Annotated in this window: 11 protein-coding genes; 1 reads left to right on the top strand and 10 read right to left on the bottom strand. The window is 52.4% G+C overall.

What is annotated here, in order from left to right; translation table 11 throughout:
* Window positions 1–40: 40 nt before the first annotated feature.
* The 3 genes from D5398_RS15935 to D5398_RS15945 are packed head-to-tail and all read right to left on the bottom strand — an operon-like array spanning window position 41 to window position 3,344.
* Entirely contained in the window at window positions 41–1,204 is a 1,164-nt protein-coding gene (locus tag D5398_RS15935) for an ABC transporter permease (protein WP_120508518.1), read from the bottom strand.
* Window positions 1,201–2,385 (bottom strand): ABC transporter permease, encoded by a 1,185-nt coding sequence (locus D5398_RS15940; RefSeq protein ID WP_208645976.1) that lies wholly within the window; start codon window positions 2,383–2,385, stop codon window positions 1,201–1,203. The genes D5398_RS15935 and D5398_RS15940 overlap by 4 nt, the downstream gene beginning before the upstream one ends.
* Window positions 2,370–3,344, bottom strand: coding sequence for an HlyD family secretion protein (locus tag D5398_RS15945; RefSeq protein ID WP_120508519.1), 975 nt, complete (start codon window positions 3,342–3,344; stop codon window positions 2,370–2,372). Before D5398_RS15945 ends, D5398_RS15940 begins: the two co-directional genes overlap by 16 nt.
* A 327-nt stretch (window positions 3,345–3,671) precedes the next feature.
* On the opposite strand from D5398_RS15945, the gene D5398_RS15950 reads away from it, so the two are divergent.
* Window positions 3,672–4,697: a luciferase-like monooxygenase gene (locus tag D5398_RS15950; protein ID WP_120508520.1), complete on the top strand. Its 1,026-nt coding sequence runs from the start codon at window positions 3,672–3,674 to the stop codon at window positions 4,695–4,697.
* An 83-nt stretch (window positions 4,698–4,780) separates the two neighbouring features.
* Here the strand turns inward: D5398_RS15950 and D5398_RS15955 are convergent, their stop codons facing one another.
* The 7 genes from D5398_RS15955 to rbfA form a co-directional block, all read right to left on the bottom strand.
* A complete protein-coding gene (locus tag D5398_RS15955) occupies window positions 4,781–6,715 on the bottom strand; it encodes a DEAD/DEAH family ATP-dependent RNA helicase (protein WP_120508521.1) in 1,935 nt (644 codons plus the stop codon).
* Window positions 6,705–6,785 carry a protein YrbN gene (gene yrbN / locus D5398_RS25855; RefSeq protein WP_096335046.1) on the bottom strand — a complete coding sequence of 27 codons (81 nt, stop codon included), beginning with the start codon at window positions 6,783–6,785 and terminating at the stop codon, window positions 6,705–6,707. The genes D5398_RS15955 and yrbN overlap by 11 nt, the downstream gene beginning before the upstream one ends.
* Before the next feature lie 115 nt (window positions 6,786–6,900).
* On the bottom strand, window positions 6,901–7,785 hold the full coding sequence (gene nlpI / locus D5398_RS15965; protein WP_112286786.1) for a lipoprotein NlpI: 885 nt from the start codon (window positions 7,783–7,785) through the stop codon (window positions 6,901–6,903).
* Between the two features lie 129 nt (window positions 7,786–7,914).
* A complete protein-coding gene (pnp, locus tag D5398_RS15970; protein WP_120508522.1) occupies window positions 7,915–10,038 on the bottom strand; it encodes a polyribonucleotide nucleotidyltransferase in 2,124 nt (707 codons plus the stop codon).
* A gap of 273 nt (window positions 10,039–10,311) precedes the next feature.
* Window positions 10,312–10,581 carry a 30S ribosomal protein S15 gene (gene rpsO / locus D5398_RS15975; RefSeq protein ID WP_014333706.1) on the bottom strand — a complete coding sequence of 90 codons (270 nt, stop codon included), beginning with the start codon at window positions 10,579–10,581 and terminating at the stop codon, window positions 10,312–10,314.
* A gap of 122 nt (window positions 10,582–10,703) precedes the next feature.
* Window positions 10,704–11,648, bottom strand: a complete 945-nt coding sequence (gene truB, locus D5398_RS15980) for a tRNA pseudouridine(55) synthase TruB (RefSeq protein ID WP_120508523.1) — start codon at window positions 11,646–11,648, stop codon at window positions 10,704–10,706.
* Window positions 11,648–12,061 carry a 30S ribosome-binding factor RbfA gene (gene rbfA / locus D5398_RS15985; RefSeq protein ID WP_120133270.1) on the bottom strand — a complete coding sequence of 138 codons (414 nt, stop codon included), beginning with the start codon at window positions 12,059–12,061 and terminating at the stop codon, window positions 11,648–11,650. Before rbfA ends, truB begins: the two co-directional genes overlap by 1 nt.
* Window positions 12,062–12,128: the final 67 nt, after the last annotated feature.

The raw sequence follows: 12,128 nt of genomic DNA on the forward strand, positions 1-12,128 counted from the left end.
TAAAAAGGGAGAGGACTTTACGGTCATCTCCCTTTTTTAATCACGAATTTCGCGGCTTCGGCCTGAACATCGCTCTGAGCCTGACGCCATCGCGCAGCATCCCCACTGCAATGCCGATAAAAGTGTAAAAAATGCACAAAATCAGCAGCATCAAAATATCGCCACCCACGTCTTTGAACGGCAATCCCATCTGATTGACCCCGGCAATGGCTTTGGTCGCCCAGGTTGAAGGCAGCATAGACGAAATGCCCCTGACCCAGGCGGGCATCGCCTGTAACGGCCAGATGGTGCCGGAGATATAGAAGACCGGCGTGGTGATAAAGGCCAGCGTCAGGTAAATCAGCTCGACGCTGCGCAGGCATTCCGTCACCAGTTTTCCCAGTCCCAGGACCGCCAGCAGGAACGGGAAAGTCAGCAACAGGATTTCAGGAATGCTGGCCGTTTGCCGGTAGCCCAGCACCCACGGCCACAACACAAACAAGACGATCGACAGAAACAGCCAGACCGGGATCAGCGCCGAAATGCCGCCCAGAAACGCCGGGATCGCCGGTTTACCTGAAGGACCGCTGTTAAGCACAATGCTGACACGCACGCTGGCGATCAGTAATGAGTGCTGCAATAACATCACCAGCAGGCCGGGGAAAATAATCGCAGCAAAGCTAATGCCGGGGTTAAAGACATCCAGCGACTGACCGATGATAGGCGAGAGCACCACGCTGGCCTGTCGCTCACTGAAGCCGCTGCTGAGCAGCAGATCCGTGTTGTATTGCGTGAGGATCGCCTGATACGCCGCGAGCACGTCCTGCTGGATCTGACCGTTCGCCAGCCGGTTGGTCGCATCGCCGTACACCGGGATCACAATGTTTTGCCCGGCGAGGATCTTCTTCTCAAGATCCACAGGCATGATGATCACCGCGAATAACTTACGCAGCGCCAGGTCGTGTTCAGCCTGCGCAAGGCTGTCGTAGGCCACCGTCGCCACTTTAGAGGTGGCATCCAGCTGACGGGTCAGCATTCGGCTGGCCGAGCTGTGGTCCTGATCGACCACCGCCACCGGCAAATCCCACACCGTGCGGTTCGCATAGACCATGCTCATCACGCAAAGTGAAAGGAGCAACATCATCCACATTGGCTTGTCGAGCAAACCGGTCAGCACTTTGCGGAATGTCCCCCACCAGGTTTTAAACCATTCACGACGGGTCATTGGCCTGACTCCTGTCGTTTCATCCGCATATACAGGCGCTTGCGCACCAGCAGGCTGGTCAGCAGCGGATAAATAAGCAGGATGCAGCACACCATCAGAATGCCGCGCACCGAGACTTCACGCAGAAAGACGTCAAACATCGCGGCCAGTGCATAACTGAGCGGTTCGATGCCGGAAATAATGCGCGCAGGCAGTGGCATCGACAGCACCGGTACCGCCATTCCGGAGAAAGTCAGCGCGATACTGACGAAAATCCCCATCATGGTGTAAGCAGTAATAGTGGTTTTTGTGAAGGTGAACAGTAGCAGCCCGAGGCTTTGCGCGGCGATCACATAGAAGAAGCCTATCACCATCATATACAAAGGATTACCGCTGACGCGGGCGTCGAAGAACCCGACCAGCATCGCGATTTCCACCATCAGCAACGTGGTGAAACATAACGTGTACGGGGCAAGTTTGCCGAGCAGCGCCAGGGTAAATGACGGCGCACTGAGCAACGCCTGGCTGCGCGCCATCACGTAGATCATGCAGGTCACGGTGAACAGTTGCAGCAGGTGAATGGTCGCCGCAAATTGCTGGTAATAAATGTAACTGCCGCTGGCGTTGAACAGGCTGCCATAGGACAGATCGACGCTGGCCAACGACGGCAGCGTTTTGCCAATTTCAGTCGCAATGATCGAACGATAGCGGGTATTGAGTTCGGTGATAAGCCCGCTGAAATCCTGCGTCGAATACAAGCCGGCACCGTAGAATAACGCGTTGTAATACAACACAACACTGGGCTGCTTTCCGGCGAGAACATCAGCTTCAAAATCATTGGGGATATACAACAGCGCATAATCCTGTGCGGTGCGCAGGCGGTATTCCGCTTCGGGTAAACCGCCATCGAAAGCCTGCACATGAGCATGTGAACCGGCATCCAGTTTACGGGTCAACGTTTTGGATAATGAGCTGTGATCGTTATCAACCACTGATACCGGCAAATCCAGCAAAGTCCCCTCGGAAAAGTTGCTGCTGATCAGGCCAAACAACAGTAATGGAAAAATCCAGCACAGCCAGTGAATTACCGGTTTGCGAAAGGCGTGATTCACTTCACGGGTAAAAGCACGGCTGAAACAGCGCCATGCGGCTTTTGCCCTTTCACTGTGGGGCGCTTTGACCGGCTTCACTTCGCTTTCCATTGCCATAACGCACTCATGCCCTGACGCAATCCGGGCACCGGTTTCGCCGGGTAGAGACGCACTTCAAACGTTTTTAAATCGAAATCCCCGGTCGCACGCGTAGCACGTTTGGTCGCATAGTCACCGAGCGGCGCGATATAGCGAACTTCAGCTTCGATCATCTGGTTGTTCAGCGCAGGAACGCGCATCTGCACTTTGTCGCCTTTGCGCACGCCAGCCAGAATATCTTCCCGCAGGTTAAAGACGAAATAAGCATCGGGCAGGCGGACTAACGTCAGCAGCGGGCTTGACGCACTTTCCAGCTCACCGACCTCCACCGGAATCGGCCCCACTTCACCATCGACCGGCGCTTTAACCTGTAAGTCATCGGTTTGTGCTTTGATTTCCAGTAAGTCTTCTTCCGCCTGACGCAGTTGCGCGGCGTAGCTTTCGCGCTGCTCGACACGATCGCCATTCACACCTTCATCAAGATTGGCTTTGGCAACGAGAACTTGTGCATAGGCGCTGTCGCGCGCGCGACGGGAATCTTCTAAATCAGACGCTGAAATAAACCCTTTCGCCGCCACTTTGGCGTTACGGTTATAGAGGTCACGGGCGTTGACATATTCCGCCTGAGATTGCGCCAGGGTGGCTTTCAGATTGCGGATACTTTCTTCGCGGGTACCATTAACGGAGAGATCAAGCTGGGCTTTGGCCTGATCGCGGGCGGCTTCTGCGGCACGCAACTGTGCCATCATTTCCGGGCTGTCGAGGGTTATCAGCAATTGCCCGGTTTTCACATCGTCGCCGCGTTCAACATGACGTTCAATCACGCGGCCTTTGGACTTCGACGCCACAATCACTTCCGGTGCATCGACTTCGCCCTGTAACAGCAAATCCTGATTGTGCGCACGAAACAGCACCGCCAGAGAAACCGCCGCAGCAACCAGCAGCAGGGTCAATAATATTCGTTTACTCATCGGTGCTACATCCTTTTTGTTTGCCTGTATTTATCATCGGCTTTGGTTCTCCTTTCCATAATTGTCCCTTCCTGCCAACGCCTGTACTGAAAGGCGCGAGTGCGCTTCTGTCAAATCATAGCGGGATGAACAAAGACTGTTTAACACAAAACAACATATTCATTGAAACTATAATTTAAGTTATTTAAATCGATTTTAAGGATGTTTTAACGGCAATTAAGGGCACAAATGCCGTATTCAATCAGTCCTTATTGGGTAATACTCGTTCTAATTATGAGCGGAGTGAATGCGTTCTCCCCTCTTTCCTTTGATGAGTGAGCCGTGATTATGTCTGAGAAAAACACCGTTCCCCTTTCCGTGCTCGATCTGGCACCAGTTCCGCAGGGTGCCGATCCGGCCCGGGCATTCCAGTGTTCACTTGAACTGGCACAGCACGCCGAGAAGTGGGGCTATCAGCGTTACTGGATGGCAGAGCATCACAATATGACCGGTATCGCCAGTGCGGCGACCTCTGTGCTGCTGGGTTATATCGCGGGCGGGACGAAAACGATCCGCGTGGGCTCCGGCGGTGTAATGCTGCCAAACCACTCGCCGCTGGTGATTGCTGAACAGTTCGGCACGCTGGCTACGCTGTATCCAGACCGCGTAGATTTGGGTCTGGGTCGTGCACCGGGTACGGATCAGCGCACCATGATCGCGCTGCGCCGTCATCTTTCCGGTGAAATCGATAATTTCCCGCAGGATGTGCAGGAATTGCAGATGTATTTCGGTGACGTTCAGCCGCAGCAGGCGGTTCAGGCCGTACCGGGACAAGGTTTGCATGTGCCGATCTGGTTACTGGGATCGAGCCTTTACAGCGCTCAGCTGGCGGCGGCACTGGGTCTGCCCTTTGCCTTTGCTTCGCATTTCGCACCGGACATGTTGTATCAGGCACTGGCAATTTACCGCAGTAAATTCCAGCCTTCTGCACAGCTCGAAAAACCGCACGCAATGGTGTGCATTAACGCAATTGCTGCTGATACCGACGAAGAAGCGCGCCGGATGTTTACCTCCAATCAGCAACAGTTCATTAATCTGCGCCGGGGAATGCCGGGTAAACTCCCTGCGCCGGTCGATAACATCGAGAGCCTGTGGTCAGCTCAGGAACGCTTTGGTGTGGATAATGCGCTGCGCATGTCGGTAGTCGGCAATAAAGCAACGGTGCGTCAGGGCCTGCAAAATATTCTGCGTGAAACTGAAGCCGATGAACTGATGATCAACGGCCAGATTTTTGATCATCAGGCTCGTTTGCATTCATTCGAAATTGTCTCTCAGCTTCATGGCGATCTGGTTAAAGAACAGCGCATCAGCTGACCGGCGACCTAAATCGCAGGCATAAAAAAACCAGCCCGGAAGCTGGTTTTTTATTATCTGGTGTTCAGTAAACTGAATTCAGATTATGCGTCAGTAGTACGACGTGGTGCGCGGCTTGGCGGACGACGGTCGCCAGCTGCTGAAGAACCTTCACGACGATCACCGTTGAAAGAACGTGGAGCACCGTTACCACGACGTTCGCCACCTGCACCCGCTGGACGATCACCGTTGAAAGGACGCGGAGCACCGTTACCACGACGCTCACCGCCAGCACCAGCCGGACGATCACGACGCGGAGCCTGTGGCACTGCATCACCGATCAGCTGCATGTTCATCGGTTTGTTCAGGATACGCGTACGGGTGAAGTGAGACAGGATCTCGCCCGGCATACCTTTTGGCAGTTCGATAGTGGAGTGCGTACCGAACAGCTTGATGTTACCGATGTAACGGCTGCTGATGTCGCCTTCGTTAGCGATAGCGCCAACGATATGACGAACTTCAACGCCATCATCACGACCCACTTCGATGCGATACAGTTCCATTTCGCCAGCGTCACGACGCTCACGACGTGGGCTGTCGCCATCACGTGCAGGACGATCGTTGCTACGAGCCGGACGATCACGACGATCGCCACGATCACCGCGGTCAGCACGATCTTCGAATTCACGACGTGGTGGACGGCTTTTGAAGACCGGATCCGCTGCAACGATCAGAGGACGTTCGCCCTGTGCCATTTTCAGCAGTGCCGCAGCCAGTGTTTCGATGTCCAGCTCTTCTGCAGGTTGCAGTTTCGCCAGCAGACCACGGTACTGATCCAGATCGCTGCTTTCCAGTTGTTGCTGAACTTTCGCTGCGAATTTAGCCAGACGACGTTCGCCCAGAACTTCTGCAGTTGGGATTTCAACTTCTGGAATGGTCAGCTTCATGGTGCGTTCAATGTTGCGCAGCAGACGACGCTCACGGTTCTCAACGAACAGTAATGCGCGACCCGCACGGCCAGCACGACCGGTACGGCCGATACGGTGAACGTAAGATTCTGAGTCCATCGGGATGTCGTAGTTAACAACCAAGCTGATACGTTCTACATCGAGACCACGTGCTGCCACGTCGGTTGCGATCAGAATGTCCAGACGGCCATCTTTCAGACGTTCCAGAGTCTGCTCACGCAGCGCCTGGTTCATATCACCGTTCAGTGCAGCGCTGCTGTAGCCGCTACGTTCCAGAGCTTCGGCCACTTCCAGCGTCGCGTTTTTGGTACGAACGAAGATGATCGCCGCATCAAAATCTTCAGCTTCAAGGAAACGTACCAGCGCTTCGTTTTTACGCAGACCGTACACAGACCAGTAGCTCTGGCTGATGTCAGGACGGGTAGTCACGCTTGACTGGATACGTACTTCCTGTGGGTCTTTCATGAAGCGACGGGTAATACGACGGATTGCTTCTGGCATGGTGGCAGAGAACAGCGCGGTCTGATGTTCAGCCGGGATCTGCGCCATGATAGTTTCGACGTCTTCGATGAAGCCCATACGCAGCATTTCATCAGCTTCGTCCAGCACCAGGCCGCTCAGGTTAGAGAGGTTCAGGGTGCCGCGTTTCAGGTGGTCCAGCAGACGACCTGGGGTACCGACAACAACTTGTGGTCCCTGACGCAGTGCGCGCAGCTGAACGTCATAGCGCTGGCCGCCGTAAAGGGCTACCACATTCACGCCATGCATGTGTTTAGAGAAATCGGTCATTGCTTCAGCAACCTGAACCGCCAGTTCGCGGGTAGGTGCCAGAACAAGAATTTGTGGTGCTTTCAGTGAAGCATCAATGTTATGCAGCAGCGGTAAGGAGAACGCAGCTGTTTTACCGGAACCTGTCTGAGCCATACCCAGAACGTCGCGGCCATTTAACAGGTGAGGAATACACTCAGCCTGGATTGGTGAAGGTTTTTCGTAGCCCAAATCAGTCAGGGCAGAAATAATCGGAGCAGACAGCCCCAGGTCAGCAAAAGAGGTTTCAAGCTCAGTAGTCATGTACACGTGCCTCATTAATAATGGCAGCCAGTCTACATAACTCGTCGAGAAAATTTTCAGTCATTTTCATTGAAAAGTGTGAACCGGCTCAAATTAGATTATAAAACGAACAAAGCAACCCTCGCCCGTTAAGGCGCTTAAAAATGGTAAATACCATGATTAAAAAGGCTGATTGGTGTCGTCAGCTATTGCTGGTCCGATTCTGATAGGTCGTCTTGCTCATGGCCCAAAAGCGCCAATTCCAACAATGCATAGCGGTGCTCAACAAAGTTATGAACGTTGTTAGCTACCGTCAGTTTGAACAGTGCCGCGGCGCTGTTCTTGTCCCCCAGACTTAGGTAATGCTTACCTAAATAGAAGTCAGTTTCACTGAGATGCTCAGCGAGCGAAGTGTTATCCGTTGCTTCTGCCTTGAGGCGTTCCATCAGCGTAGATTCGCTGATTTTGCCCAGGTAGAATTCGACGATATTCCATCCCCATTGCCCTCTGTCCGCTTTGTCATAACGCTCCTGGAGCGCTACCTCGGCATTCTTCGGATTGATTTCTCGCTCCGCAAGATAAAGCCATAACGAACGGAAGGGATCATTTGGATCGTCTCGATAAAACGCCTGCAGATCATCCTGCGCTAACGAGAATCGGCCACCGTAATACAGTGCGATACCTCGGTTCAAACGCGCGTAGTTGTAAGTTGGATCAAGCTCTAGTACAGAATCAAACGCTTCATAGGCAGCATCGAAATTGCCTGCCTGCGTTAGGTAAATCCCCAGGTAGTTAAAAACTTCTGGCATATCAGGACGAATAGACAGCGCTTGTGAAAAATCATTTCGCGCCAGTGCTCTTAGCCCGAGACTATCATACAGCACACCGCGCTCATATAATAGCTGTGCTCTCTCATCATCGGTTAATGACCGACTGGCAAGTATTTGTTCCATGCGTGCCAGGATGACTTCCTGCTGCAACGTCGGCTGCAACGGAATCGCCAGAACTTCATTTTTACGCCAATCATGGTTGCTGCATCCTGCCAACATAAGTGCTGTCGCAACATAACACCAGCGCAAGAAAGGCTTCATTTCTACTCCCGGAGACAAACATTGGATGAACATCCTGTCATCCGCTTGCTTAACACGAACGCATCCTGTGTTCATGAGACGAACAGCTCCCTTCCAGCTGGAAAGGAGCTGTAAAACTTCTGTTACAGATTATTCTGCTGCAGGTTGCTCAGTTGTTTCGTCCTGAGAAGGTGCAGTAGCTTCTTTGATGCTCAGACGCACACGACCCTGACGGTCAACTTCGAGAACCTTAACCGGCACTTCCTGACCCATCTGCAGGTAATCAGTCACTTTCTCTACACGCTTGTCAGCGATTTGAGAAATGTGCACCAGACCTTCTTTACCGCCGCCGATGGCAACAAACGCACCAAAGTCTACGATACGGGTCACTTTACCCTGATAGATACGGCCAACTTCGATTTCAGCAGTGATCTCTTCGATACGACGGATAGCGTATTTCGCTTTCTCGCCGTCGGTTGCTGCGATTTTCACAGTACCGTCATCTTCGATTTCAATAGTGGTGCCGGTTTCTTCAGTCAGCGCACGGATTACTGAACCACCTTTACCGATCACGTCCTTGATCTTGTCCGGGCTGATCTTGATGGTGTGGATACGTGGAGCAAACTGAGAGATATCGCCACGTGGGGTGCTGATAGCCTGTTCCATCACGCCCAGAATGTGCAGACGCGCACCCTTAGCCTGGTTCAGAGCCACCTGCATGATTTCGCGGGTGATACCTTCGATTTTAATGTCCATCTGCAGCGCGGTGATACCGTCGCGACTACCGGCCACTTTAAAGTCCATGTCGCCCAGGTGATCTTCGTCACCCAGAATGTCGGACAGAACGATAAAGCTTTCGCCTTCTTTAACCAGGCCCATTGCGATACCCGCAACAGCGGCTTTAATTGGCACGCCTGCATCCATCAGGGCCAGAGATGCGCCACAAACAGAAGCCATTGAAGATGAACCATTGGATTCAGTGATTTCAGAAACCACACGTACGGTGTACGGGAAGTCCTCTGGTTTTGGCATCATTGCCAGCACGCCACGTTTAGCAAGACGTCCATGGCCAATCTCACGACGTTTTGGCGAACCTACCATACCTGTCTCACCAACAGAGTACGGAGGGAAGTTGTAGTGGAACAGGAAGCTGTCAGTCTTCTCGCCCATCAGCTCATCCAGGTTCTGTGCATCACGGGCAGTACCCAGAGTTGCAGTAACCAGTGCCTGAGTTTCACCACGGGTGAACAGCGCTGAACCGTGAGTACGTGGCAGAACGCCAGTACGCACATCCAGACCACGGATCATGTCTTTTTCGCGACCATCGATACGCGGCTCGCCACGCAGAACACGGCTACGAACCACGTTCTTCTCGATGCTGCCCAGAATGTCAGAGATTTCGCCAGCGTCCAGAGATTCATCTTCAGCTTGCAGAGCCTGAACCACGTCAGATTTGATGACGTTAATCTGGTTGTAACGCTCTTGTTTCTCGGTGATCAGATACGCATCACCCAGACGGGATTCAGACAGTGCAGCCACACGAGCGTGCAGCTCAGCGTTAACCACTTCTGGCTGCCAGTCCCATTTTGGTTTGCCAGCTTCAGCAACCAATGAGTTGATGTTATCGATAACAATTTGTTGTTGTTCGTGGCCGAATACGACCGCGCCCAGCATTTGATCTTCGCTCAGAACTTCTGCTTCAGATTCAACCATCAGAACAGCGCCCTGAGTACCCGCAACAACCAGGTCCAGACGGCTTGTTTTCAGCTCATCTGCGGTTGGGTTCAGAACATACTGGTCGTTGATGTAACCAACGCGTGCAGCACCGATTGGGCCGTTGAATGGAATACCAGACAGGCTCAGGGCAGCAGACGCACCGATCAGCGCAACGATGTCAGGGTTAACTTGTGGGTTCAGGGAAACCACAGTCGCGATAACCTGAACTTCATTCAGGAAGGAGTCCGGGAACAGAGGACGGATCGGGCGGTCAATCAGACGTGAAGTCAGAGTTTCGCCTTCGCTTGGACGGCCTTCACGACGGAAGAAGCTGCCCGGGATACGACCAGCAGCGTAAGTACGCTCCTGATAGTTAACAGTCAGCGGGAAGAAGCTCTGACCTGGTTTAGCTTTTTTCTGGCCAACAACGGTAACGAATACCGCGGTGTCGTCCATGCTAACCATAACAGCTGCAGTTGCCTGACGAGCCATCATGCCGGTTTCCAGCGTAACGGTGTGCTGGCCGTATTGGAATTTACGAATAGTCGGATTAAGCAATGTAATATCCTTTTGTATGACGCGCAGCTGTTATGACAGCAGTTCACGCCGATAAATATCCGAGCTTCTCACTACATTCTCGCGACTAATGACAATCCTTATATACCTGGCATTGTGGTAATAAAGTCTCTCATTAGCCGCGCGAAAACATCTGTAACGGAAGTTCATGTACTTAGAATAACAACAGAAACAACAGCCATACAGTACCCTGATTTGGCGTTGCTTCCTAGAATAAAGGGGCCTATTGGCCCCTTTACACTGAAACTCGCTTGATTAGCGACGCAGACCCAGACGTTCGATCAGGCTGGTGTAACGTGCTACATCTTTACGCTTCAGGTAGTCCAGCAGTTTACGACGCTGAGAAACCATACGCAGCAGACCACGACGGCTGTGGTGATCTTTTTTGTGCTCTGCAAAGTGACCTTGCAGATGGTTAATTTGAGCAGTCAGCAGAGCAACCTGAACTTCGGTAGAACCACTGTCGTTAGTGCCACGACCGAAGTCGGAAACGATTTGAGCTTTAGCTTCAACGCTTAGAGACATAATCTTACTCCAAAATATTATAGATAATTAAACGGGTGCCGATCTCTAATTCAGCAACCCAATGCATAAGCTGGGCTATTCTACCCTTTGCTATATATGATCGCAAGGTGAGCAGAAAGCGCTTAATCCGTGTATTCGACGACCAGACGACGCGGCGCAATGCGTCCATCGTCATCAATTTCGCCCACACCGATAAACTTACGTTCTTCGCCTTCAGTGATGCGAACCATGCCACTGAGTGGTGCACCAGACGCCTGAACAGGTTGGCCCTGTTTAACGTATCCGGCGACGACAGGCAGCAGGTTCACTTCCGGGAAGTCTTCACACGCACTGTCCATAGGCAACAACAACGGATCCAGCAGTAAGCGTGGCTCAATGCCCTGCTCTTCTGCCTGAGCGATCAGCTCATGGAGTTTCTCCATAGTGACCATACGCTCAGACGGATAAGTTGCGACCTGCAAACGGCGCAAATATGTGACGTGCGCACCACAGCCCAATTTTTCACCCAGATCATCCACAATCGTGCGGATATAAGTGCCTTTTGAGCAGTGGATTTCTAATTCAACCTCGAAACCTTCCCAGCGGATGAACCTGAGTTCATACACGGTAATGCTTCGCGATTCTCGCGGAACTTCGATGCCCTGACGTGCGTACTCATACAGTTTTTTCCCTTCATATTTCAGCGCGGAATACATGGAAGGGATCTGACGGGTTTCACCACGGAAACTGTCGAGTGCATCGTCTAGTTGCTGCTGACTGAACGTCATTTCACGTTCAGAAATGATGGCACCTTCAGCATCTGACGTATCGGTGCGTTGTCCCATACGGGCAATCACGCGATAACGCTTGTCAGAATCGAGCAGGAACCGGGAAAACTTGGTCGCTTCGCCTAAGCACAACGGCAACATGCCGGTGGCTAAAGGGTCGAGCGCGCCGGTATGTCCTGCCCGGTTAGCGTTGTAAAGGCGTTTAACCTTTTGCAGGGCATCGTTAGAAGACAAGCCTAAAGATTTGTCCAGTAGCAGAACGCCGTGTATATCACGGCCGCGGCGACGTGGGCGACTCATTATGCTTCCTCGTCATCGCCTGCAGCTGAACGACGTTCAGCATCGTTTTTCACGACGTTGGTCACCAGGTTCGACATACGCATACCTTCAACCAAGGAGTTGTCGTAAGCGAAAGTCAGTTCTGGTACTACACGCAAACGCATCGCTTTACCGATCAGCGTACGGATGAAACCTGACGCGTCCTGCAAAGCTTTGATGCCATTCTTAACACGATCAGGATCGTGATTTTCAGTGGTCAGCACGTCCAGGAAGGTCACGAACACTTTGGCATAAGCCAGGTCACGTGAAACTTCAACGCCTGAAACTGTCGCCATGCCTACGCGCGGGTCTTTGACTTCACGCTGTAAGATGATGGCGATTTCTTTTTGCATCTCCTGAGAGACGCGCTGAGTACGGCTAAATTCTTTTGCCATGATGCTTTTCTCCTCACTTGCTCCAGACAAATAAGGGGGCGCAAGGCCCCCATCTGGATATCAGCTA

The organism is Rahnella bruchi (assembly GCF_003614975.1).
Lineage (GTDB): Bacteria > Pseudomonadota > Gammaproteobacteria > Enterobacterales > Enterobacteriaceae > Rahnella > Rahnella bruchi.